At 69.2% G+C, this 24,118-nt stretch carries 22 protein-coding genes and 1 pseudogene; 18 read left to right on the top strand and 5 right to left on the bottom strand.

The window, feature by feature from the left end:
* The coding region (odhB, locus tag QSG27_RS17295; protein WP_306708255.1) for a 2-oxoglutarate dehydrogenase complex dihydrolipoyllysine-residue succinyltransferase at positions 1 to 922 on the top strand (922 nt) is incomplete at its 5' end.
* Positions 923 to 1,046: 124 nt separating this feature from the next.
* Here the strand turns inward: odhB and QSG27_RS17290 are convergent.
* Positions 1,047 to 3,278 carry an ATP-binding protein gene (locus QSG27_RS17290; protein WP_306708253.1) on the bottom strand — a complete coding sequence of 744 codons (2,232 nt, stop codon included), beginning with the start codon at positions 3,276 to 3,278 and terminating at the stop codon, positions 1,047 to 1,049.
* 266 nt (positions 3,279 to 3,544) lie between these two features.
* Here QSG27_RS17290 and QSG27_RS17285 point away from each other — a divergent pair, with 266 nt between their 5' ends.
* From QSG27_RS17285 to QSG27_RS17275, 3 genes are all read left to right on the top strand, one after another.
* On the top strand, positions 3,545 to 4,915 hold the full coding sequence (locus QSG27_RS17285) for a diguanylate cyclase (protein ID WP_306708251.1): 1,371 nt from the start codon (positions 3,545 to 3,547) through the stop codon (positions 4,913 to 4,915).
* Positions 4,916 to 5,174: 259 nt separating this feature from the next.
* On the top strand, positions 5,175 to 6,332 hold the full coding sequence (zapE, locus tag QSG27_RS17280) for a cell division protein ZapE (RefSeq protein ID WP_306708249.1): 1,158 nt from the start codon (positions 5,175 to 5,177) through the stop codon (positions 6,330 to 6,332).
* Between the two features lie 143 nt (positions 6,333 to 6,475).
* Complete coding sequence (locus QSG27_RS17275) at positions 6,476 to 6,889, top strand: hypothetical protein (protein ID WP_306708247.1); 414 nt, start codon at positions 6,476 to 6,478, stop codon at positions 6,887 to 6,889.
* A gap of 36 nt (positions 6,890 to 6,925) precedes the next feature.
* On the opposite strand, the gene QSG27_RS17270 is transcribed toward QSG27_RS17275, so the two are convergent.
* Together QSG27_RS17270 and pdxY are read right to left on the bottom strand one after the other, a co-directional pair.
* On the bottom strand, positions 6,926 to 7,504 hold the full coding sequence (locus QSG27_RS17270) for an LOG family protein (protein ID WP_306708246.1): 579 nt from the start codon (positions 7,502 to 7,504) through the stop codon (positions 6,926 to 6,928).
* A gap of 45 nt (positions 7,505 to 7,549) precedes the next feature.
* Complete coding sequence (pdxY, locus tag QSG27_RS17265) at positions 7,550 to 8,410, bottom strand: pyridoxal kinase PdxY (RefSeq protein WP_306708244.1); 861 nt, start codon at positions 8,408 to 8,410, stop codon at positions 7,550 to 7,552.
* Between the two features lie 198 nt (positions 8,411 to 8,608).
* Between pdxY and QSG27_RS17260 the strand changes: the two genes are divergently transcribed.
* Together QSG27_RS17260 and QSG27_RS17255 are read left to right on the top strand one after the other, a co-directional pair.
* Complete coding sequence (locus QSG27_RS17260) at positions 8,609 to 9,490, top strand: HpcH/HpaI aldolase/citrate lyase family protein (protein WP_306708242.1); 882 nt, start codon at positions 8,609 to 8,611, stop codon at positions 9,488 to 9,490.
* 129 nt (positions 9,491 to 9,619) lie between these two features.
* Positions 9,620 to 9,940, top strand: a complete 321-nt coding sequence (locus tag QSG27_RS17255; RefSeq protein WP_306708240.1) for a con-10 family general stress protein — start codon at positions 9,620 to 9,622, stop codon at positions 9,938 to 9,940.
* Between the two features lie 84 nt (positions 9,941 to 10,024).
* On the opposite strand, the gene leuB is transcribed toward QSG27_RS17255, so the two are convergent.
* Together leuB and leuD are read right to left on the bottom strand one after the other, a co-directional pair.
* The gene (leuB, locus tag QSG27_RS17250; RefSeq protein WP_306708237.1) at positions 10,025 to 11,140 is read right to left on the bottom strand and encodes a 3-isopropylmalate dehydrogenase; all 1,116 of its coding nucleotides are present in this window, start codon (positions 11,138 to 11,140) and stop codon (positions 10,025 to 10,027) included.
* Positions 11,141 to 11,278: 138 nt separating this feature from the next.
* Positions 11,279 to 11,890, bottom strand: a complete 612-nt coding sequence (leuD, locus tag QSG27_RS17245; protein WP_306708235.1) for a 3-isopropylmalate dehydratase small subunit — start codon at positions 11,888 to 11,890, stop codon at positions 11,279 to 11,281.
* Between the two features lie 261 nt (positions 11,891 to 12,151).
* Between leuD and QSG27_RS17240 the strand changes: the two genes are divergently transcribed.
* The 12 genes and pseudogenes from QSG27_RS17240 to QSG27_RS17185 form a co-directional block, all read left to right on the top strand.
* On the top strand, positions 12,152 to 13,780 hold the full coding sequence (locus QSG27_RS17240) for a hypothetical protein (protein ID WP_306708234.1): 1,629 nt from the start codon (positions 12,152 to 12,154) through the stop codon (positions 13,778 to 13,780).
* A gap of 55 nt (positions 13,781 to 13,835) precedes the next feature.
* Positions 13,836 to 14,876: a glycosyltransferase family 2 protein gene (locus QSG27_RS17235; RefSeq protein ID WP_306708231.1), complete on the top strand. Its 1,041-nt coding sequence runs from the start codon at positions 13,836 to 13,838 to the stop codon at positions 14,874 to 14,876.
* A gap of 2 nt (positions 14,877 to 14,878) precedes the next feature.
* On the top strand, positions 14,879 to 15,313 hold the full coding sequence (locus QSG27_RS17230; RefSeq protein WP_306708229.1) for a GtrA family protein: 435 nt from the start codon (positions 14,879 to 14,881) through the stop codon (positions 15,311 to 15,313).
* 165 nt (positions 15,314 to 15,478) lie between these two features.
* Positions 15,479 to 15,808 (top strand): hypothetical protein, encoded by a 330-nt coding sequence (locus QSG27_RS17225; protein WP_306708227.1) that lies wholly within the window; start codon positions 15,479 to 15,481, stop codon positions 15,806 to 15,808.
* 75 nt (positions 15,809 to 15,883) lie between these two features.
* Complete coding sequence (gene dapF / locus QSG27_RS17220) at positions 15,884 to 16,720, top strand: diaminopimelate epimerase (RefSeq protein ID WP_306708225.1); 837 nt, start codon at positions 15,884 to 15,886, stop codon at positions 16,718 to 16,720.
* A 31-nt stretch (positions 16,721 to 16,751) separates the two neighbouring features.
* On the top strand, positions 16,752 to 18,011 hold the full coding sequence (mtaB, locus tag QSG27_RS17215) for a tRNA (N(6)-L-threonylcarbamoyladenosine(37)-C(2))-methylthiotransferase MtaB (protein ID WP_306708223.1): 1,260 nt from the start codon (positions 16,752 to 16,754) through the stop codon (positions 18,009 to 18,011).
* Between the two features lie 16 nt (positions 18,012 to 18,027).
* A complete protein-coding gene (gene ftsY, locus QSG27_RS17210; protein WP_306708221.1) occupies positions 18,028 to 19,236 on the top strand; it encodes a signal recognition particle-docking protein FtsY in 1,209 nt (402 codons plus the stop codon).
* Between the two features lie 70 nt (positions 19,237 to 19,306).
* Positions 19,307 to 20,836 carry an AMP nucleosidase gene (locus QSG27_RS17205; RefSeq protein ID WP_306708219.1) on the top strand — a complete coding sequence of 510 codons (1,530 nt, stop codon included), beginning with the start codon at positions 19,307 to 19,309 and terminating at the stop codon, positions 20,834 to 20,836.
* A gap of 90 nt (positions 20,837 to 20,926) precedes the next feature.
* Entirely contained in the window at positions 20,927 to 21,967 is a 1,041-nt protein-coding gene (locus tag QSG27_RS17200; protein ID WP_306708217.1) for a lipid A deacylase LpxR family protein, read from the top strand.
* A gap of 51 nt (positions 21,968 to 22,018) precedes the next feature.
* Entirely contained in the window at positions 22,019 to 22,585 is a 567-nt protein-coding gene (locus QSG27_RS17195) for a septation protein A (RefSeq protein WP_306708216.1), read from the top strand.
* A gap of 34 nt (positions 22,586 to 22,619) precedes the next feature.
* Entirely contained in the window at positions 22,620 to 23,558 is a 939-nt protein-coding gene (gene puuE / locus QSG27_RS17190) for an allantoinase PuuE (protein WP_306708214.1), read from the top strand.
* A gap of 161 nt (positions 23,559 to 23,719) precedes the next feature.
* A pseudogene (locus tag QSG27_RS17185) lies at positions 23,720 to 24,118 on the top strand (hypothetical protein); the annotation flags it as partial.

Here is a 24,118-nt window from a genome sequence, read left to right as displayed (position 1 = left end):
CCGGCCCGCGGGTGCAGGCGCAGCTCGACTCCGCCCGGCCCGCAAGCTGGTCGCCGAGAAGGGCATCGACGCCTCGCAGATCGCCGGCACGGGCAAGGACGGGCGCATCACCAAGGGCGACGTGATCGACCACGCCGCCAAGCCGGCCCCGGTTGCCGCTCCGGCCGCCGCGCCGCAGAAGTACCAGTGGACCGCCGGCACCGCGGGCGACCGTCCGCGCGCCGCGCAGGAGGAGCGGGTCCGCATGACCCGCCTGCGCCAGCGCATCGCCGAGCGCCTGAAGGAGGCCCAGAACAGCGCCGCCATGCTGACCACCTTCAACGAGGTGGACATGACCAACGTCATGGCGCTGCGCAACGAGTACAAGGACTTCTTCGAGAAGCGCCACAAGGTGCGTCTCGGCTTCATGTCCTTCTTCGTGAAGGCCGCCATCCAGGCGCTGAAGGAGATCCCGGCGGTCAACGCCGAGATCGACGGCACCGATCTTGTCTACAAGAACTACTATGACATCGGCGTCGCCGTCGGCACGCCGCAGGGTCTGGTGGTTCCGATCGTCCGCGACGCCGACAAGCTCGGCTTCGCCCAGATCGAGGGCAAGATCGGCGAGCTGGGCAAGAAGGGCCGCGACGGCAAGCTGTCGATGGACGAGCTGACCGGCGGTACCTTCACCATCTCCAACGGCGGCGTCTACGGCTCGCTGATGTCCACCCCGATCATCAACCCGCCGCAGTCGGCCATCCTGGGCATGCACAAGACCCAGGACCGTCCGGTCGTCGTGAACGGGAAGATCGAAATCCGCCCGATGATGTATCTGGCCCTGTCCTACGACCACCGCATCATCGACGGCAAGGAGGCGGTGACCTTCCTCGTCCGCATCAAGGAGAACATCGAAGACCCGCGGCGCCTGCTGCTGGACGTCTGATCGGCACAAAGGGAATGCGGGGGGCATCGCCCTCCCGCACCCGATCGCCGGGGACGGACGTTCCCGGACTAAAAAAGGCGCCGCGAGGCGCCTTTTTCTTTGCAGCGTGGCCGTCGGAAGGCCATCACACCAGCGCGGCGGCGATCTTCGTGGCGGTGTCCTCCGGCTTCACCACGCGCTCGGCGGGCAGGCGCAGCGTCATGGTGGTTCCGGCCCCGGGGGTGCTGGCGCAGGTCAGCGAACCGCCATGCAGCTCCATGAAGTTCTTGGAGATGGACAGCCCCAGCCCGGTGCCCTCGAACTGGCGGCTGGAGGAGTTGTCGGCCTGCCGGAAGGGCTTGAACATGTGCTCCATGAACTCCTTCGGGATGCCGATCCCGGTGTCGGTCACCGACAGGGCCAGGGCGCCGTCCTCCTCGACGCGGGCGGCCAGGGTAACGCTGCCGCCCTCCGGCGTGAACTTCACCGCGTTGGACAGCAGGTTCAGCAGCACCTGCTTGAAGGCGCGGCGGTCCACCCAGATGGCGGGAAGGCCGCCGGACACGTTGTTGCGCAGGTCCACCCCGCTGTCGGCGGCGCGGTCGCGGACCATGGTCAGGCACTGGGCCACCGCCTCGCAGGGGTCGATCACCTCTTCGGACAGCTCGTAGCGGCCCGCCTCGATCTTCGACATGTCGAGCACGGCGTTCACGATGTCCAGCAGATGCTTGCCGCTGTCGTGGATGTCCTTGGCGCAAGCCTTCTGGCGGTCGTTCAGCTTGCCGAAGAACTCGCTGTCCAGGATTTCCGAAAAGCCGATGATGGCGTTCAGCGGCGTGCGCAGCTCGTGGCTCATGTTGGCCAGGAATTCGGACTTGGCGCGGTTGGCCATCTCCGCCTGGCTCTTGGAGGCGAGCAGTTCGGCCTCCTGCTGCTTGCGCTTGGTGATGTCGCGGATGACGCCGACGAAGACGCGGCGCGCGGCCCCGCCCTGCCCGCCCAGCCGCAGTTCGCTGACCGCCAGATTCATCGGGAAGGTGCCGCCGTCGCGGCGCAGCGCCAGAACCTCGCGGTCGTTGCCGATGATGCGCGAACCGGCGTTCGGGCGGTACTCGGCCATCGACCGGTCATGGCCGGCGCGGAAGGCTTCCGGCAGCAGGATGTTGACGCTCTGCCCCACCACTTCCGCCTCGGCGTAGCCGAACATGCGCTCCGCCGCAGGGTTGAAGGTCTCGATGGTGCCGTGGGAATCGATGGTGACCACCGCGTCCACCATGGAGTCCAGAATGCCGCGGATGCGGCGGGAAGCGCGCTCCAGCCGGCTCTGGTCCTGCTCCCGCCGGGCCTGCTGCCGCTCCACGTACCAGGTCAGCAGGGCGATGACGACGGACATGGCGAGGCCCATCGCGATCCACACCGCGCTGTCGCGTTTCCATTCGCCCAGCGCCTCGGCCTTCGGCAGGGTGGCGGCGACGATGAAGGGATAGTCGGCGACGCGGCGGACGCTGGCGATGCTCGGGCGCCCGTCGGTCGGCAGCACGCTGTCCAGCGTCGCCGCGTCCTGCGTGCGCAGCACGGCGTCGACCTCCGGCCAGTCGGCCAGCTTGGCGAGGCGCTTGCGGCCCTCGTCCCAGGGGCGGTGGATCAGCACCGTGCCGTCGGCCAGCGCCAGGGTGACCGTGCCCTCCAGCCCGAGCCGCAACCCCTCGAAGCCGGCGCCCAGACGCAGCGGGTTGATCATGGCCACCACAACCCCGGCGAAGCTGCCGTCCGGATGGGACCAGCGGCGGCTCATCGGAATGACGTAGGTGCCGGGAAAGGCGATGCTGGCGATCGGCGCCCCGACGTGCAGGCCGCCGCCCGCCCCGCTTCCGTCATCGCTTCCATCCCCCCTTCCGTCACGGTGGGCCGCGAAATAGGGCCGGTCGGTCAGGTCGAAGCGGGGCGGGCTGGTGTCGGCGGAATGGTGCAGCGGGCGGCCGGTTTCGTCCACCACGATCAGGCCGGAAATCGGGCCGATGGCGTCGCGCCGGTTGCGCAGAAGGGCGTTCACGGACGGCGCCGCCACGGTGCGGGCCTGCGGGTGGGTGTCCAGGACGGTCACCAGATCGGACAGCAGCAGGTCCACGCTGAACACCGTGCGGACCGCCTGCTCCTCCAGGATGCGGGCGAGGTTGCGGGTGGAGCGCTCGGCCCCCTGGACCGCCTCGCTGTGGCGCTGCCAGACGCCATAGCCGATCATCGCGTTGACCACGACGATGAAGGCCACGCCGGACGCCCTCATCAGGAAGCGCACCGACCCCAAAATCTCGAACAGCCGTTCCCCCCTTCCGGCGGGCGGCGGGTTCGCGTCGCGAACCGGATTGCGGCTGGCCATGGCTGTGAACAAATCTCCGCACGCTGACCGATCGGGCGCGCCGGCGCGGTACCGCCCGCAAGGCAAACCCACGTGTGGCGGCGCCGGGTGCCGGCCACCTCCAATCTTGCGCGAAAACCATAACGGAAGTTTAACCTTAGTGCATCAATGAACCTGCCCGGTCAGACGCTCGATTGTCGCTATGCGTGACGGTCCGCGGGCGCTACAAATCCGCAAGGGCCGGGGAAGGCGCGCTGAGGAACAGGGACGGCAAAGGAACAGGGACGATGGACAGCCAGAAAGACCGCAAGGCCGCGATCCTCGCCGCCACGCTGTCGTCGCTGTGGACGGACACCGAACCCGCCGTGCGCGAGCGCGTGACGGCCATCGCGCTCGCCGACGCCGACGCGATCTCGGACATCTTCTACGCGGTCCTGCTGGACCGCCCGGACAGCAACACCTTCCTCAACCACACGCTGGTCCAGGAACGGCTGCGCCCGTCGCTGGCGCGCTGGATCGGCGCCCTCTTCACGGCCTCCACCGACGAGGCCATCGCGGCGGTGCTCGAACAGAACTATCAGGTCGGGCTGATCCACGCCCGCATCAACATCCCGCTGACGCTGGTCAACGCCGGGATGCGCATCATCAAGAAGGAGCTGTCGGCCCGCCTGCTGGCCGCCAACCTCAGCCGCGCGCAGACCGCCGCCGCCATCCTGTTCGTCGGCGAATTGCTGGACACCGTTCTGGACAACATGCACGAAGCCTATCTGGGCGACCTGCTGGGCAATGTCCGTCACCAGCAATCCCTGAAGATGTTCATGAGCGGCCCCAACCTGGCGCTGGAGGGCGAGCGGCTGAAATCGTCGCTGTTCGACTGGCTGCGCAACACGGTGGTTTCCTTCTACGCGCACGACGACAGCAACCGCGCGAACCCGCCCGGCATCGAATCCTCCGATTTCGGCCTGTGGCTGAACCACAAGGCGGAGCTGACCTTCGGCCGCGTGACGGAGCTGGACCGCATCCGCGAGCGCACCGACCGCATCGGCGCCAAGGTATCCGCGGCGGTGGAAGGCGGCTGGATCACCCCTGCCTTCGTGAAGGAACTGAACAACGACGTCACGGAAATCGCCTATCTCCTCGGCACCGTCATCGGGAAGGCGATGGAGATCGAAGGCGGGCGCGACCCGCTGACCCGTCTTCTGACCCGGCGCTTCATGCCGGCCATCTTCCAGCGCGAGGTGAGCATCAGCCTGCGCCATGGAAAGCCCTTCGCCGTGCTTCTGATGGACGCCGACCATTTCAAGACGATCAACGACACGCTGGGCCACCAGGCGGGCGATTCGGTCCTGACCGACATGGCCGAACTGCTGCACGCCCACGTCCGGGCCGGCGATTTCGTCTTCCGCTACGGCGGGGAGGAGTTCCTGCTCCTGCTGACCGAGATGGACGAGGCGTCGCTGCGCATGAAGTCCGAACGGCTGCGGCGGATGGTGGAGGAGCATCCGTTCCACGGCGCCGGGGACGGGTTGCGGGTCACCGCCTCGATCGGGGCGGCCCTGCACGACGGCCATCCGGACTACGAGCACACCGTCCGCCGGGCCGATGCCGCGCTCTACGAGGCCAAGCGCCAGGGCCGCAACCGCGTGGTGATCGGCTGAGGTTCCTGAGCGCCTCATCGTGGCGGCGGGCGGGTCACCACAGAGACTCGGAGACACAGAGAGATCCCACCGGGAACGCTCCGGCCTCCGCCTTTCTGCGCGCCGTCGCAAAGGCCGGCGCCCGCCATCCCCCCGTGTCTCCGTGTCTCCGTGGTGAAACCCCGCCGGCGGGATCGGACCAGCATCCCGGCATCGGGCGTTGCCCTGCGGTGCAGCATCGGCTACGTAAGACCTTTCCCAGCCGAGACCCGCGAAATCCATGTCTGACGGACCGCTTTCGCTCTACCGGGCCCGCCGCGGCACCGGCACGCTGCGCCCCGACCCCGACCAGGAACTGGCCGCCGAGAAGCTCCAGAGCCTTCACAAGGCGCTGAAGGGCTACAGCCCCCAGCCCGCCGCCGGGAAGGCCGGCGGGGCGAAGGCCGGCTGGCTGGAGCGTTTCGGGCTGGGCCGCCCGCGTCCGGAGCCGGTGGAGGCGCCGCAGGGCCTCTACATGTACGGCGGCGTCGGGCGCGGCAAGTCGATGCTGATGGACCTGTTCTTCGACACCGCCCCGGTGGAGAAGAAGCGCCGCGTCCATTTCCACGAATTCATGCTGGAGGTGCACGAGCGCATCCACCAGCACCGCCAGTCCGGCAAGGGGAAGGCCAAGGACGCCGACGATTCCCTGCCCGAGCTGGCCCGCGCCCTGGCCGACGAGGCGTGGCTGCTCTGCTTCGACGAGTTCCACGTCACCAACGTCGTGGACGCGATGATCCTGGGCCGGCTGTTCACCAGCCTGTTCGACCTGGGCGTGGTGGTGGTGGCGACCTCCAACTGGCCGCCGGACATGCTTTACAAGGACGGGCTCCAGCGGGAGCTGTTCCTGCCCTTCATCGCCCTGCTGAAGGAGAAGCTGGACGTGCTGGCTCTGGAAGGGCCGACCGACTACCGGCTGGACCGGCTTCAGGGCAAGCCCGTCTATTTCTGGCCGCTCGGCCCGGACACCGATTCCAGGATTCGCCAAACCTTCGAGGCGCTGACCGACGGCGCCGGGGGCGAGCCGACCCATCTGCTGGTCCAGGGCCGGCGGGTGGAGATCGCCTGCGCCGCCAGATGCGTGGCCATGGCCGATTTCTGGAGCCTGTGCGGCAAGCCGCTGGGGGCCGCCGACTACATCGCCATCGCGACGCATTTCCACACCGTGCTGATCCACAGCGTGCCGACGATGAAGGACGAGCTGCGCAACGAAGCCAAGCGCTTCATGACCCTGATCGACGCCCTGTACGAGCACAAGGTCAACCTCGTGGTCGCCGCCGAAGGCCCGCCGGAGCGGCTGTACCCCGAGGGCACCCACGCCTTCGAATTCGAACGCACGGTCAGCCGCCTGATGGAGATGCAGTCCGAGGACTACCTGCGCCAGCAGCATCTGACCTGACGGACCGGCCCGCACCAGCCACCCCTGGCGCCACCCGTGTTACCACGGCGATGCCGCCATACTCCCGTTTCGCGCCGAAGATATGCAGGCGCCCGGCGTTGTATTGCTGAACGTCGGTCCAACGGCGAGGGAGACGGCGGAGCATGGCTTGGCGGTTCCAGTGCGGTGCACTGACGCTGGCGCTTCTTCTGACGGCACCGATCCAGCCCGCCCCCGCAGCCGCGGCGGGCAGCGTCGATTGCTGGCTGCTCGACGGCGAGGCGTTGGCCCAGGCGCGCGAGGGGGGCCTGTGCAACGACGCCTTTTCCCGGAACTCCCGGACCGGGGCGGCGCCGGTCGTCACGGTCACCGCCGCGCCCCTGCCCGCCCGCAAGCCCGACCCGCCCCCGAAGAAGCGGGCCGTCACCGTTCAGCGCAAGGCGAAGACCCAGCCCGACACCCGGGCGGCGGCCATCGTCCGGCCCGCGGGCCGGGGCAACGCGGTCGCCGAGGTGGACTTCGGCACCCAGTTCAAGCGCGACTGGAACGCCCTGATGAAAAAGCTTTTCGAGCCGTAAGGCCCGTCCGGGTCCAGCGCCGGGTCCAGCGCCGGGTCAGGTGCGCGCCTTGTCCAGCCACTTCTCCACCGCCGGCGGCTGGTAGGCCGCGAAGGCGTCCAGGATGCCCGCCGCGCCGTCCCGCACGATCAGCATGGCGCGGTGCTTGGGCTGCATGAAGCGCTCTCCCGCCACATGGTCGAGGAACCCCGCCAGCCCGTCGTAGAAGCCGGCGGCGTTGAGCAGGCCGCAGGGCTTGTCGTGGCGGCCGAGCTGCGCCCAGGTCCACACCTCGAACAGCTCCTCCAGCGTGCCGATGCCGCCGGGCAGCGCGATGAAGCCGTCCGACAGTTCCGCCATCAGGGCCTTGCGCTCGTGCATGGTGGAGACGATGCGCAGGTCCTGAAGCCCCTGGTGGCCGACCTCCTTGTCCATCAGGAATTGCGGGATGATGCCGGTCACCGTGCCGCCCGCCGCCAGGACCGAATCGGCGATCCGCCCCATCAGGCCGGTCCGCCCGCCGCCATAGACGAGGCCGATGCCACGCTCCGCCATGAGGCGGCCAAGCTCTTCTGCGGCCTCGCCATAGGCCGGGTTGGTGCCGGGGTTGGACCCGGCGTAAACGCAAATCCGCATGTCTTTCCTCTGTTCGCGCCGTCCGGGGCGCTTGTCGTGGGTGGCTTACCGGACGCGGGTGACCGCGAAGCGCTGGCTCGGGTTCACGAACTCGTCCTGCGCGGCGATCAGTTGCAGCTCCCGCGTGCCCATCCGGCGGGTGGTCTGGAAGATGGCGTAGATGGCCGCCGCGGCCTGCTCCAGCGCCTGGGCCGGATCGAAAGCCTTCAGGTAATGGGCCAGGAACAGCGCCGCCACCGCGTCGCCCGACCCGTTGGGCGGCGGGTCCAGCGGCAAACGCGGGGTGGAAACCAGCCAGGCGCCGTCCCGGTCGTCGGCCAGCATCTCGATGTGGCCGGGGTCGGCGTCCTTGCGGGTCAGGCTGGTCACCAGAACCAGCCGCGGCCCGCGCGCCCGCAGCGCCGCGCTGGCGGCCAGCGCGTCGTCCAGCGTCTCCACCGTCCGGCCCGTCAGATATTCCAGCTCGAACTGGTTGGGGGTCATCAGGTCGGCGGCGGGAACGGCGTGGTCGCGGATGAACTCCGGCAGGCCCGGACGCACGAAGAAGCCGCGCCCGACGTCGCCCATCACCGGGTCGCAGGCGTAGACGGCCCGCGGGTTGGCGGCCTTCAGCCGGCCCGCCGTCTCCACGATCACCTGACCCAGCCCGACGTCGCCCATGTAGCCGGACAGCAGCGCGTCGCAGCCCGGCAGGACGCCGCGCGCCGCCACGCCGTCCATCAGGTCGGCCACATGCTCCGCCGTGAAGACCTGCCCGGTCCATTCGCCGTAGCCGGTGTGGTTGGAGAATTGCACCGTGTTCACCGCGATGGCGTCGCAGCCCAGCCGTTGCAGCGGGAACACCGCGGCCCGGTTGCCGACATAGCCGTAAGCGACGTGGGACTGGATCGAAATGACGGTCTTCATGGGCGGACGATCCGAAAGGTTGGGGGCGCATCCTAAACCGTCCGCGCCACACGCTGGGGATGTTTCCATGCAGACCAGAGTTTCGCCGGCCCACGCACCACGCGCCGCATGGACAGCGCGTTCCCCGGCGGTTAATCCTGCGGCGAACACACCGGACAACCGCGCGGACAACCGCGCCGAAACCCTGGGGGAAATGCCATGGCCGCCACCGCCCGCCCGCGCCGCAGCGTGCTCTACATGCCCGGCTCGAACGCCCGCGCGCTGGAGAAGGGGCGCTCGCTGCCCGCCGACGGGCTGATCCTTGACCTGGAGGACGCCGTCGCCCCCGACGCCAAGGCGGAGGCCCGCGCCACCATCCGGGCATCCATCGCCGCGGGCGGCTACGGCGGGCGCGAGCTGGTGGTCCGCACCAACGGGCTGAACACCGCCTGGGGCTATGACGACCTCGTGATGGCGGCCTCCAGCGGGGCCGACGCCGTGCTGCTGCCCAAGGTGGAAAGCGCCGATATGGTCCGTCAGGCGGAGGCGGTGCTGCGCGCCAACGGCTCGCCGGAGGGGCAGACCATCTGGTGCATGATGGAAACGCCGCTCGGCATGCTGAACACGAAGGAGATCGCGGGGGCCAGCCCGAAGCTGGGCGGTCTGGTCATGGGCACCTCCGACCTCGCCAAGGATCTGCACGCGGCCCACACGCGCGACCGGCTGCCGATGCTGACCAGCCTGGGGCTCTGCCTGCTGGCGGCGCGGGCCTACGGCCTCGCCATCCTCGACGGGGTGCATCTCGACCTGAACGACGACGCGGGCTTCGCCGAGTCCTGCCGGCAGGGCCGCGAGCTTGGCTTCGACGGCAAGACGCTGATCCACCCGAAGACCATCGCCGCCTGCAACACGGCCTTCGCCCCCGGCGAGGCCGAGATCGCCCAGGCCCACCGCATCATCCAGGCCCACGCCGAGGCTGTCGCCCAGGGCAAGGGGGTGGTGCTGGTGGACGGGCGGCTGGTGGAGAATCTGCACGTCGAGAACGCCCGGCGCCTCGTCGCGATGGCGGAGGCGATCCGGGCGCTGGAGGCGGCGGGCTGAGGCCCACAACCGACCCTCTGCCACTTACGGGTGCCGACGAAACCGGACCCACGCCCTGTGCGGAATAGGGTTGCGGAACCAAGTCGCACCCCATCGGTTTCCGACATGTGGCAGAGGTGGAGGTTGAAGATGGCCTCGAAAGACAACGGCCAGACCGAAGGCCAAACCGGGAGCGGTCGCACATCGAACCGCGGCTTCGCGTCGATGGACCGTGACCGGCAGCGCCAGATCGCCAGCAAGGGCGGAGAAAGCGTGCCGGCGGACAAGCGCAGCTTTTCCAAGAACCCCGAACTCGCCGCGGAAGCGGGGCGGAAGGGAGGCCGCAGCGTGCCGGCATCCTCCCGCAGCTTCTCGCGCAACCCATCCCTGGCCGCCGAAGCCGGGCGGAAGGGCGGGCAGGCGAGCCATGGCGGGCGCGGGGCCGCCATACGCCCGGGCGAAGGCGACTGAGCGCACCGACGAAAAAAGCCCCTCTCCCGGACAGGAGAGGGGCTTTCTTTTTCGCCGGTGCCGTCAGGCCGGGCGGGCCGCCGGTCAGGAGGCCAGCTTGTCCAGCTCGCGCAGGATCGAGTCGCCCATCACGGTCGTGGAGCAGCGGGCCATGCCCGGCGCCATGATGTCCGCGGTGCGCATGCCGCCCGACAGCACGTTCTGCACGGCCTTCTCCAGCATCTTCGCCTCCTCGTCCATGTTGAACGAGTAGCGCAGGCACATCGCGAAGGACAGCAGCGTGGCGCAGGGGTTGGCGAGGTCCCGGCCCGCAATGTCCGGGGCGGAGCCGTGCACCGGCTCGTACAGCGCCTTGCGGTTGCCGTTGGCGTCCGGCGCGCCGAGCGAGGCCGACGGCAGCATGCCGAGCGAGCCGGTCATCATCGCCGCCTCGTCCGACAGGATGTCGCCGAACAGGTTGTCGGTGACGATCACGTCGAACTGCTTCGGGTTCTTCAGGAGCTGCATGGCGCCGTTGTCGGCGTACATGTGCTCCAGCGTGACGTCGGAGAACTCCTCCTGATGGAGCTTCGTGACTTCCTGGCGCCACAGGAGGCCCGATTCCATCACGTTGGCCTTCTCCATCGAGTGGAGCTTGTTGCCGCGCTTGCGGGCCAGCTCGAAGGCGACGCGGGCGACGCGGCGGATCTCGCTGGTCGTGTAGACCTGGGTGTTGACGCCGCGGCGCTCGCCGTTGCCGATGTCGGTGATGCCGCGCGGCTCACCGAAATAGACGCCGCCGGTCAGCTCGCGGACGATCAGGATGTCCAGGCCCTTGATGACCTCGGGCTTCAGGGTCGAGGCGTCGACCAGCGCGTCGAAGACCACCGCCGGGCGCAGGTTGGCGAACAGCCCCAGCTCCTTGCGCAGCGACAGCAGGCCGGCTTCCGGACGCTTGGTGTAGTCGGTCGGGTTGTCCCACTTCGGGCCGCCGACGGCACCCAGCATCACCGCGTCCGCAGCCAGCGCGTCGGCCAGCGTCTCGTCCTTCAGGGGAACGCCGTAGGCGTCGATCGCCGCACCGCCGACCAGCCCTTCGGTGACGTCGAAGGTGACGTTGCGCTTGCGGTCGAGCCAGTCGATGACCCGGCGCACCTGGCGCATGACCTCCGGACCGATCCCGTCGCCGGGCAAAAACAGAAGCTTCTTGTTGGCGGGCATGGCGCACGCACTCCCCATCTGGAGACTTTATCAGTGTTGTCTAATCCGCGGACCGACAGGCCGGAAGGTGGTTCCGGCGCGGCCGGTCCGCAAGGCCGTCATGGCCCGTATCGGTCGGCTCCGGGCGGTTGGCCCGGATCAGCCCCACAGCCAGGGCTGGCCGCCGCGCTGCTTGCCTTCATACTGGTCGATGAAGGCGGCCTGCTGCATGGTCAGGCCGATGTCGTCCAGACCGTTCAGCAGGCAATGCTTGCGGAAGGGATCGACCTCGAAGCCGATCTTGCCGCCGTCCGGACCGGTGATCTCCTGGCGTTCCAGGTCCACCGAAACGATGGCGTTCGACCCGCGCGAGGCGTCGTCGAGCAGCAGGTCCACCTGCTCCTTCGGCAGCTTGATCGGCAGGATGCCGTTCTTGAAGCAGTTGTTGAAGAAGATGTCCGCGAAGCTCGGCGCGATGATGCAGCGGATGCCGAAGTCGGCCAGCGCCCACGGCGCGTGCTCGCGCGACGAGCCGCAGCCGAAATTCTCACCCGACACCAGGATCTTGGCGCTGCGGTAGGCCGGCTTGTTGAGGACGAATTCCGCGACCTCGGCGCCTTCCGGGGTGTAGCGCATCTCGTCGAAAAGATGCTTGCCCAGCCCGGTCCGCTTGATGGTCTTCAGGAATTGCTTGGGAATGATCATGTCGGTGTCGACGTTGATCATCGGCAGCGGCGCCGCAACACCGGTGAGAACCGTAAACTTTTCCATCGCCAGAATCCTGTCGCGCAAAGAGGCGCAAGCGTGTGCATGCGGAGTTCCGGTGAATAGCAGACCCGTCCCGCCATTGCCAGAGGAAGCTTTCCGCAATCCCCGCCCGCAAGGGGCGATTCCGCATCCTGGAACACAGCCGGACGAAACGAAATTGCTTTCAATTTCTCTCCGCCGCCACCGTCCCGGCATCCGGTCCTTGATGCGGGACATCCCCTCGCCTACCAAGGGGCCGACGCTTCCCTGGGTTCTGCCACCTCCATGACGCTTCTCCCCACCGCCCGCCGCCCGCGCACCGCGGCGCTCGCCTTCCTGCTGCTGGCGCCCCCGCTCTACGGCCTGCTCGGGCTGGCTTTGGGCATGGACGCCAACTGGGACTTGCGGAACTACCACTGGTACAACGCCTACGCCCTGCTGACCGGGCGGCTGGGGATGGACATGCTGCCGGCGCAGATGCCCAGCTTCTACAACCCCCTGCTGGACGTGCCCTTCTACCTGCTCGCCGCCCATCTGCCGGCCCGCGCGGCGGGCTTCGTCTGGGGGACGCTGCACGGACTCAATCTGGCGCTGATGTTCCTGCTGGCCCACGCCACGCTGCGCACCGGCACGGCCTGGGGGCGGGTGGCGCTGGCCGCCCTGCTGGCGGTCATGGCCGGTTTCGGCGGCGGCACGCTGGGGCTGCTCGGCACCACCTTCCACGACAACATGGTCAGCCTGGGCGTGCTCGGCGCGCTCGTCGTGGTGGCGGGGTCGCTGCCGCGCCTGATCGACGGGCCGGCGCCCGGCGCCTTCGCGCGGGTCGCCGCGGCGGGGCTGATGGCCGGGGCGGCGATGGGGATGAAGAATCCCACGGTGATCTACGCGGTCGGGCTCTGCCTCGCCTTCCTGGTTCTGCCGGCGCGGCCCTGGCGGCGGCTGTGGCTGTCCTTCTTCTTCGGCATCGGGGTGCTGGGCGGGCTGGCGCTGTGCGGCGGCTTCTGGATGGCCCATTTGTGGGTGGAGTACGGGAATCCCGTCTTCCCGCACATGAACCACGTTTTCAAGTCGCCCTTCGCGGCCCTCTCCGGCTACGTCAACGTCAGCTTCTTCCCGGACTCGCGGCTGGAGCGGCTGCTCTTTCCGCTGGTCTTCCCCTTCGCCCCGCTGAAGGTCGGGGAGGTGCCCTTCTTCGACCTGCGCGTCCTGGTGCTGTTCCTTCTGGTGCCGGTCGCCGCCGCGCTGGCGCTGCTCGGGCGGGCCTTCCGCCGGCCTTCGGCGGCGCTGGCCGAACGGGCGGCCACCCGCTACCTGCTGACCGCCATGGCGGTGGTCTATGCGCTGTGGGCGGCGATGTTCTGCATCTACCGCTATGTGGTGCCGCTGGAGATGCTGGCCCCGCTCGCCGTCGTCATGGCGGCGGGGCTGCTGCCGGTGCCGCGCCGGGCGGCGCTCGTCCTGGCGGCAGCGCTGCTGGTGCTGGTCCAGGCGACCGCCCGGCCCGCCGACTGGGGCCGCGTGCCGTGGAGCGAGCGCTGGGTGGAGGCCGCCGTGCCACCCATCGAGGACCCGGACGACACCATGGTGCTGATGGGCGGATACTGGGCGATCTCCCACGTCATCCCCGCCTTCCCGCCGCGCATCCATTTCGTGCGCATCCAGTCCAACTTCCTTCAACCGGATTCGGTCGGCAACGGCTACCTCGCCTTGATGCAGGACAAGGTGGGAGCGCACCGCGGGCGCTTCCTGATGCTCAGCACCATCCCCGACACGCCCGGCGCGGCGAAGGCCGCCGCCCTGCTGGGGCTGCGGGTCGAGCAGGACAACTGCCGGACCGTCCCCAACAACCTGGGCGAGCCGCTGAACCTCTGCGCGGTGCGTCGAATGGCGGACCTTGAAAGGTCAGTGGATTAAATCAGGCGATTGTGCTGTTTAACCCCACACCGGCACCGTTTCGAAGCGCACCGTCATGACCGTCTCCACCATCGACCGACAGGCCGACCGACAGGCCGACCGCCCCAGCCCCGCCGCATCCGCAGCGCCGGACACGGACCCGGACAGGGCGCCCGTCGTGGCGGTCCTGATCCCCTGCTACAACGAGGAGGCGGCGATCGCCTCGGTGGTGCGCGACTTCCGGGCGGCCCTGCCCGACGCCACCGTCTACGTCTACGACAACAACTCGTCCGACCGCACGGTGGAGGTGGCGAAGGCCGCCGGCGCGGTGGTCCGGCACGAGCCGTTGCAGGGCAAGGGCAACGTCATGCGCCGCATGTTCTCCGACATCGAGGCGGACGTGTATGTGCTGGTGGACGGCGACGACACCTACCACGCGCCCTCCGCCCCGCTGATGGTGAAGCGGTTGTGGGACGACCAGCTCGACATGGTCAACGGCGCCCGCGTCACCGAGATCGTCAAGGCCTACCGGCCCGGCCACCGTTTCGGCAACAAGCTGCTGACCGGCATGGTCGCGCTGATCTTCGGCAACCGCATCCAGGACATGCTGTCCGGCTACCGCGTCTTCTCGCGGCGCTTCATCAAGTCCTTCCCGGCGCTGGCCAGCGGCTTCGAGACGGAGACGGAGCTGACCGTCCACGCGCTGGAGCTGAACATGCCCATCGCCGAGATCAAGGCCCCCTACAAGGACCGCCCGCCGGGGTCGCACAGCAAGCTGAACACCATCCGCGACGGCGTCCGCATCCTGCGCACCATCGTCAATCTGGTGAAGGAGGAGCGTCCCCTGCCCTTCTTCTTCGCCATCTTCGCGGCGCTGGCCGCGGCGTCGGTGATCCTCGCCTGGCCGGTGGTGGCGACCTACCTGCACACCGGTCTGGTGCCGCGCCTGCCCACCGCCGTGCTGTCCACCGGGCTTATGCTGCTGGGCTTCCTCAGCCTGACCTGCGGCCTGATCCTCGACACGGTCACGCTGGGCCGGCGCGAGGCGAAGCGGATGCGCTACCTGTCCATCCCCGCGCCGGGCGTCCACCCGGTCCGCAAGACCGCCGGGTCCTGACCGTGGGCGGTCTTTCCGATGCGCTGTCCGGCAGCCGGCTCGGGCGGCTGGCCGTGCAGTTCGGCAAGTTCGGCCTCGTCGGCGTGGTCGGGCTGGTGGTGGACACGGCGGTCGTCTATGCGCTGGTGTTCGGCGCCGGGCTGGAGTTCTTCGCCGCCCGCGTCCCGGCCTATCTGGCCGCCGCCACCACGACCTTCGCGCTGAACCGCGCCTTCACCTTCCGCGGCGCCGCCGACGCGCCGCTGTACCGCCAGTGGGCGACCTTCCTGGCCGCCAACGCCTTCGGCGGCGCCGTGAATTACGGCGTGTCGGTCGGGCTGGAGGCCGCCCTGCCGCTGGCCGAGGCCCATCCGGTGCTGGCCGTCGCCGCCGGTTCGCTGTCCGGCATGGCCCTGAACTTCGCCGCCTCCAAGCATCTGGTCTTCAAAGGCGCCTGAAGGGGCGCCTGACCAAGGGGGCGCCTGACCGCCCATCCCTCCTTCCGCATATGACCGGAAGTCCCATTGTGCGCCGCCGCGGACACCCGAAGTCCATGGAATGGGGCGCATCCTCCGGGAACGGCCCCGTCACGCCCTGCCTTGGCAAAAAGCCGGGAGGTCGCCATGAACAACAGCGATGTTCTGTGGGCTTGGGTGGCCGGCGTCACCGTGTCGCTGGCCCTGCTGGTCTGGTTGTCCCGCATGGACAGGCCGCCCGCCGACGCCGCTGATGGGCGTTTCACCCTGCCCGACATGGCGATGGGCGCCGCCGGCTGGGATTACGAGGCGTGGGAGCGCACCGGTGGAACACCGCCCCGGGCCGAGTCGGAGGATGCGCTCGCCCGGCTGCTCGACATGCTGGAGGGCATCCCCCCCGCATCGGGCGCCGCCTTGCCCGAGGGGGACATGGCGGATACCGGTGGAGCGGACACCGGTTGGGCGGAGACCCAGTGAAGCCGTGAACTCTTTGCCGCGGCCAACCCGTGCGGCCATGGACTCCGTGGGCCCGGTCGCCATATAACGGCGGTCATGACCCGCGAATTCCTGAAGATGCACGGGCTCGGCAACGACTTCGTCGTGATCGACGCCCGCAACACGCCGTACACTCCGGCCGAGGCCGAGGTGCGTGCCATCGCCGACCGCAAGACCGGGGTGGGCTGCGACCAGTTCATCGTGATCGAGCCGGCGAAAACGGCGGGCACGGCGGGCTTCATGCGCATCCGCAACGCCGATGGCGGCGAGGTCTCGGCCTGCGGCAACGCCTCGCGCTGCGTCGGCTGGCTGCTGATGGAGGAGACGGGGGCGGACCGCGCCGCCTTCGAGACCAACGCCGGCATCCTGCAGGCCAGCCGCGCCGACAACGGGCGCATCACCGTGGACATGGGTCCGGCCCGGCTGGACTGGGCGCAGATCCCGCTGGCCGGCCCGGCGGACACGCTGCGGCTGGACGCGGTGTCGCACGGCGGCTTCGCCGGTCCGGTCGCGGTCAACATGGGCAACCCGCACGCCGTCTTCTTCGTGGACGACGCCGAGGCGGTGCCGTTGGCCGAGGTCGGCCCGGTGTTCGAGCGTCACCCGGCCTTCCCCGAGCGCACCAACGTGGAGTTCGTGCAGGTCCTGTCCCGCAGCAGCGTCCGCATGCGGGTGTGGGAGCGCGGGGCCGGCATCACCCAGGCCTGCGGAACCGGCGCCTGCGCCACCGCGGTCGCCGCGATCCGCCGCGGGCTGACGGACCGCAAGGTCGACGTGATCCTGGACGGCGGCACCCTGACCATCGAATGGCGTGAGGATGGCCGCGTCCTCATGACCGGCCCGGTCGCCCTCAGCTTCTCCGGGCGGCTGTCTCCGGAGTTGGTTGCCCCCTGAACGGATGGCAGCCCGTTAGGCTGAAAAGAGCATGAGCGATACTGTGACCAACGAGCCGGAGATCGTCACCTTCGGCTGCCGCCTCAACACCTACGAATCCGAGGTGATGCGCACCCACGCCCGCAACGCGGGGCTGGAGGACGTCGTCATCGTCAACACCTGCGCGGTGACCTCGGAAGCGGAACGGCAGGCCCGCCAGACCATCCGCAAGCTGCGCCGCGAGCGTCCGAACGCCCGCATCGTGGTGACCGGCTGCGCCGCCCAGATCGATCCCCAACGCTACGGCGCCATGCCGGAGGTCGATCAGGTTCTGGGCAACCAGGAAAAGCTCCAGCCGGAAAGCTGGGGCCTGCCCCCGGCGGAAAAGGTGCTGGTCAACGACATCATGTCGGTCAAGGAAACCGCCGGCCATCTGATCGGCGGTTTCGAGGACCGGGCGCGCGCCTTCGTCCAGGTCCAGCAGGGCTGCGACCACCGCTGCACCTTCTGCATCATCCCCTATGGCCGCGGCCCCTCGCGCTCCGTCCCCATCGGGGCGGTGGTGGAGCAGGTGCAGGCGCTGGTGAAGGCCGGCTACAACGAGGTCGTGCTGTCCGGCGTGGACATCACCAGCTTCGGCCCCGACCTGCCGGGCACGCCGACGCTGGGCCAGATGGTGCGCCGCCTGCTGGCCCTGGTGCCGGAACTGCCGCGGCTGCGGCTCTCCTCGCTCGACTGCATCGAGATCGACGACGACCTGTGGCGCCTGATCGAGACCGAGCCGCGGCTGATGCCGCACCTCCACCTGTCGCTCCAGGCCGGCGACGACATGATCCTGAAGCGCATGAAGCGCCGGCACAGCCGCGCCGACGCCATCGCCTTCTGCGAGCGCGTGCGCTCCCTGCGCCCCGACATGGCGTTCGGCGCCGACTTCATCGCCGGCTTCCCCACCGAGACCGACGAGATGTTCGAGAACACGCTGCGGCTGGTCGAGGAGTGCGGCCTGACCTGGCTGCATGTTTTCCCCTACAGCCCGCGCCCCGGCACCCCCGCCGCCCGCATGCCGCAGGTGGACGGCGGCGTCCGCAAGGAGCGCGCGGCCCGGCTGCGCGCGCTGGGCGCCGAGGCGGAGGCCCGCACCCTCGCCACCCTGGTCGGGCGCGAGGTTTCGGTGCTGGTCGAGAAGGACGATCTGGGCCGCACCGAGCATTTCGCCGCCATCCGCCTGGGCACCCCCCACCCCCCCGGCTCCGTCCTGCGCGCCACGGTCACCGGCGTGGCCGATGGCACGCTGACCGGCACCCCCCTTTGAGAACAGTGGACACGCCATGATCCTGCGTTGGTTCGGCCGCAAGAAGCCCGAAGAGGAAACCCGCAAGGACGAGCCGTCCGCCCCGCTCCCGGAGCCGGTTGCCGAGGAGCAGCCCCTGGCGCCCGAACCGGTGCCGGAGCCGGAATCGCGTCCCGAGCCCGAACTGCCGCCCCCGCCCGCGGTCGAGACTCCGCCACCGCCCCCCGTCGCTCCGCCGTCCGAACCGGAGGAGCGGGAGGACGCGCCGGAAATCGTCCGTGACGAACTCCCCGCCGCCCTTCCGGCAGACGAGGAGAAGCCGAAGAAGGGCTGGTTCGCGCGGCTGAAGGAAGGGCTGTCCAAGTCCTCGTCCAAGCTGACGGAGGGCATCTCCGGCATCTTCACCAAGCGCAAGCTGGACGAAGAGGCGCTGGAAGAGCTGGAGGAGCTGCTGATCACCGCCGACCTCGGCCCGACCACGGCGGCCAAGGTGACGGCGGAGCTGGCCCGCACCCGCTTCGGCAAGGAGGTCAGCCCGGAGGAGGTCAAGGCCACGCTCGCCGCCGAGGTGGCGAAGATCGTCGGTCCGGTCGCCAAACCGCTGGAGATCGACGCCGCGCTGAAGCCGCACGTCATCCTGGTGGTCGGCGTCAACGGCACCGGCAAGACCACGACCATCGGCAAGCTGGCCCGCCAGTTCCGCGCCGAGGGCAAGACGGTCATGCTGGCCGCCGGCGACACCTTCCGCGCCGCCGCGGTCAGCCAGCTGAAGATCTGGGGCGAGCGCACCGGCTGCCCGGTGATCGCCCGCGACACCGGGGCCGACGCCGCCGGCCTCGCCTTCGACGCGCTGGAGGAGGCGCGGCGCCAGGGCGTGGACATCCTGCTGATCGACACCGCGGGCCGCCTGCAGAACAAGGCCGGCCTGATGGAGGAGCTGCGCAAGATCGTCCGCGTCATCAAGAAGGTGGACGAGACGGCCCCCCATACCACCCTGCTGACGCTGGACGCCACCACCGGCCAGAACGCGCACAACCAGGTCGAGGTGTTCCGCGACATGGTGAACGTCTCCGGCCTGATCCTGACCAAGCTGGACGGGTCGGCCCGCGGCGGCGTGCTCGTGTCGCTGGCCGAGCGGTTCAAGCTGCCGGTGCACGCCATCGGCATCGGCGAGGGCGTCTACGACCTGCGCCCCTTCGACGCCGACCAGTTCGCCAAGTCGCTGATGGGGTTGCCGTCACCGTAACGGCACCCCACCGGGGGCGGACCGAGAAAAGGGCTTCCGGCACCTGTGCCCAAGCCCTATCTGAAGACTCATGACGCCTGCCCAACGCTCCCCCGCCCCCGTTCCTCCCGGTCCTGTCGAGCAGTTCACCGACGCGGACGCCGCCCTGGCCCTCGTCAAGGACCTCTACGACCGCAACACCGCGCATCTGCGGGACCGCTTCGCCGCCTTCACCCGCGGCGGGGACGGCGGAGGGCGGGAGCAGGCGCACTACCCCTATGTCCGGCTGGCCACCGCCTCGGCGGCCACGGTGGACACGCGGCTGGCCTACGGCTTCGTCGAGGGGCCGGGCACCTATTCCACGACGCTGACCCGCCCCGACCTGTTCGACCGCTATTACCGCGAACAGTTCTCGCTTCTGCTGCGCAACCACCACGTCCCGCTGGAGGTCGGCGTCAGCGAGGAGGCCATTCCCATCCATTTCGCCTTCCCCCAGGGCATGCATGTGGAGGGCGACCTGACGCCGGAGCGGCTGGCCGGACTGCCCGACCTATTCGACCTGCCCGACCTCGCCCGCATGGACGACACCATCGTCAACGGCACCTACGAGGAGGCGCTGAACGCGGTGAAGCCGCTGGCGCTGTTCACGGCGCCGCGGGTGGATTTCTCGCTGCACCGGCTGCGTCACTACACGGCGACGGCGCCGGAGGATTTCCAGAACTTCGTCCTGTTCACCAACTACCAGTTCTATGTGGACGAGTTCGTCCGCATGGCCCGCGAGATCATGGAGCCGGCCGCCGACCCGGATCTGGCGGCCTACCGCAGCCAGTACGACCGCTTCGTCGAGCCGGGCGGGCTGGTCGTCCACAACGCCAACCTGGGCGGCACCCCGGGCGAGGCGCCGACGAACGGCGCGCGGTTGCTCCGCCTGCCGCAGATGCCCGCCTACCACCTGACCCGCCCGGACGGGAACGGCATCACGCTGGTCAACATCGGCGTCGGCCCGTCCAACGCCAAGACCATCACCGACCACATCGCCGTGCTGCGCCCGCACGCCTGGATCATGCTGGGCCACTGCGCCGGGCTGCGCAGCACCCAGCGGCTGGGCGACTATGTGCTGGCCCACGGCTATGTCCGCGACGACCATGTGCTGGACGCCGACCTGCCGACCTGGGTGCCCGTCCCGGCGCTGGCCGAGGTGCAGCGCGCCCTGGAGACCGCGGTGGAGCGGGTGACCGGCCTGTCCGGCTACGCGCTGAAGAGCATCATGCGCACCGGCACGGTGGCGACCATCGACAACCGCAACTGGGAACTGCGCGACCACCGCGAGCCGCTGATGCGCTTCAGCCAGAGCCGCGCCATCGCGCTGGACATGGAAAGCGCGACCATCGCCGCCAACGGCTTCCGCTTCCGCGTGCCCTACGGAACGCTGCTCTGCGTCTCCGACAAGCCGATGCACGGGCAGTTGAAGCTGCCGGGCATGGCCGACCGCTTCTACCGCGAGCGGGTGGACCAGCATCTGAAGATCGGCGTGCTGGCCATGGAACTGCTGCGCGAGCACGGCATGGAAACCCTGCATTCCCGCAAGCTGCGCAGCTTCGCCGAGGCCGCCTTCCAGTAACCCCACCCGCCCCTCATCCGAAAGTGCAGGCGCCGAAGGGCGTCCATGCACTATCTTAGGGTGCCCGGCAACGGAAGGGATTGGGAGACTATGGCCGTGCGTGCAGGTTGGAGCGTCGTCACCGCCCTGGCCGTCGGGGTGGCGGCAGGCCCCGTGCTGGCTCAGGACGGCGCTCCGCAAACGGACAATGCCCGCCGATCCGGGCCGTCCATCGGTTTCTGGATCGACAACGACCTGTTCGGCGGCGGGACGGACCGTTATTACACGAACGGTTTCCAGTTCTACTACGTCTCCGGCGACCGTCCGACCTACGGCAACATCGACTGGCTGGCCAACCTTGTCCCGTGGATCGGGGCGCACGGGGTGCGGCGCTACGGCATCGCCTTCGGCCAGAACATGTACACCCCCAGCGACATCACCAAGCCGATCCCCGACGCGACGGACCGTCCCTACGCCGGCTGGCTGTACGGGCGCCTGTCGGTCATCTCGGAAGAGACCCGGCAGGTGGACCGCATCGACCTCGACCTCGGCATGGTCGGTCCGGCCTCGCTGGCGGAGCAGACCCAGAAGGCGGTGCACCGCGTCGTACCCGGCGCCCGCTGGCCGGAGGGGTGGGACTACCAGCTCAAGAACGAGCCGGGGATCATCCTCAGCTACGAACATGTCTGGCGCGCGGAGCGCGCCGCCCGCATCGGCCCCTTCGAGGCCGACATCAGCCCCCACATCGCCGGCAGCGCCGGCAACGTCCTGACCTTCGCCGGGGCGGGGGTCACGCTGCGGCTGGGCGGCAACATGGCGCCGCCGGTCGGCGCGCTGATCCTGCGCCCCACCGCCAGCATCCCCTATCAGGACGACGTCGCCGCGGGCGCGCCGCGCCCGCCCTTCTCCTGGTACGTCTACGCCGGGGCGGAGGGGCGCGCCATCGCCCGCAACATCTTCCTGGACGGCAACAGCTTCCGCGACAGCCGGTCGGTGGACAAGCACAACCTCGTCGCCGCCTTCCAGCTCGGCCTGGCGCTGCGCTACGGCCCGTTCGGCCTCTCCTACGCCCAGAATTTTTTGACGCCGGAGTTCGAGGGGCAGAAGTCGATGACCAACTACGGCTCCATCCGCGTCTCCTACCAGTTCTGACCGGCCCGCTTCCCTCTTTATCCGGACGCCGGTTCGGTCTATGTGAGAACCATGAACCAGTACGCCCGACTGTTGATCGAAGCCGGCCCGCTGGCGGCCTTCTTCATCGCCAATTCCCAGGCCGGCATCATGATCGGCACCGCCGTCTTCATGGTGGCGACCAGCATCTCCGTCCTCATCTCCTGGCGGTTCGAGCGCAAGGTGCCGGTGATGCCGGTGGTCGGCGCCGGCTTCGTCCTGCTGTTCGGCGGGCTGACCCTGTGGCTTCAGGACGACCTGTTCATCAAGATCAAGCCGACGCTGGTCAACCTGCTGTTCGCCTCGGTCCTGTTCGCGGCGCATCTGACGCGGCGCAACGTGCTGAAGCACGTCCTGGGCTCGGTCCTGAACCTGTCCGACGCCGGCTGGCGCACGCTGGCGATCCGCTGGGCGTGGTTCTTCCTGCTGCTGGCCGCGCTGAACGAGGTGGTGTGGCGCACCATGACCACCGACGCCTGGGTGAATTTCAAGGTGTTCGGCATCATGCCGCTGACCCTGCTGTTCAGCGCCTTCCAGGCCCCGCTGATCCTGCGCCATCAGGTGCCGGAGGAGCAGGCCGAAAAGACCTCCGCCTCCTGACCCCCCTCCCCTTCCCCGACGGAGCCTTCCCGCCATGCCCCAGAGCTACCCGCGCGACCTGATCGGCTATGGTTCCCGTCCGCCGCACGCCAACTGGCCGGGCGGAGCGCGGGTGGCGGTGCAGTTCGTCATCAACTATGAGGAGGGCGGGGAGAACTGCGTCCTGCACGGCGACGCCGCGTCGGAAGCCTTCCTGTCGGAGATCGTCGGCGCCCAGCCCATTCCGGGCATGCGGCACATGAACATGGAGTCGATCTACGAATACGGCGCCCGCGCCGGCTTCTGGCGGCTGCACCGCATGTTCACGGAGCGCGGCCTGCCGGTGACCGTCTACGGCGTCGCCATGGCGTTGGAGCGCAACCCGGACGCCGTGCGGGCCATGCTCGACGCCGGGTGGGAGATCGCCACCCATGGCTACCGCTGGATCGACTACCAGCATCTGCCGGAGGAGGTGGAGCGCGAGCACATGCTGCGCGCCATCGACATCCACACCCGCGTCACCGGCGCGCGCCCGCTCGGCTGGTATCTCGGGCGGTGCAGCCCCAACACCTGGAAGCTGGTGTCGGAGGAGGGCGGTTTCCTCTACAACGCCGACAGCTACGCCGACGACCTGCCCTATTGGGACGACCGGTTCGGGCGGCCCCAGTTGATCGTACCCTACACGCTGGACGCCAACGACATGCGCTTCGCGACCAACCAGGGCTTCAACACCGGGGAACAGTTCTTCACCTATCTGAAGGACAGTTTCGACGTGCTGTATGCCGAAGGCGCGGACCGGCCGAAGATGATGTCGGTCGGGCTGCATTGCCGTCTGGTCGGGCGCCCGGGACGCGCCGCGGCCCTGGCCCGCTTCCTCGACTATGTGCGGGGCCACGACAAGGCGTGGGTCGCCACCCGGCTGGACATCGCGCGCCACTGGATGGCCGAACACCCCTACCGGCCGGCGGACTTGAGCCGGGGAAAGGCGTCTTGAGCGGGGTCCCGGCCCAACTTTCTCACGCCAATTCGTCGCATCGGCGTTTGAACGAACGTCGAAATACAGTAGAAGGTCTTTGGATCGCGGCGCGGCCCTTCGGGACCGCATTCCCGTGACTGCCGACTCCTTGCGATCTTCAACTGGGTGCGCACGCCGCCGTGACGTTCAAGGATGAGATGAAGGCCGCCGGTCAGGCGGCGGGCCGTAAGGCGGACCCGAAGGCGGACGCTCCCGCCGGCGAGGCCGGGGACGACATCGCCCGCCTTCTGCGCGCCCTCAACGACGATCTGAAGGCCGATCCGGTGGAGGACGGCGCCGACGATCCGCTGGCCCTGGACACCGGACGGAAGACGGAGCGGCACCTGCCGGTCGGCAAGATCGCCGCGGCGCTCGCCGCCGCCATCGGCATCGGCGCGGTCGTCGTGATGCTGGACCAGGGTGGGGAGGCTCCGCCCGCACCGCCCGCGCCGCTCATCACCGCCGTTCCCAACGCGCCCGCTCCCGGCGGCGCCTCGCCCAGCCCCACGGGCCCGGCCACGGCCCAAGCACCGGCACCG

Source organism: Azospirillum isscasi, from assembly GCF_030849505.1.
GTDB lineage: Bacteria > Pseudomonadota > Alphaproteobacteria > Azospirillales > Azospirillaceae > Azospirillum > Azospirillum isscasi.
Note: the sequence above shows the minus strand (reverse complement) of the source record. Positions and strands in the feature narration are given on the sequence as shown.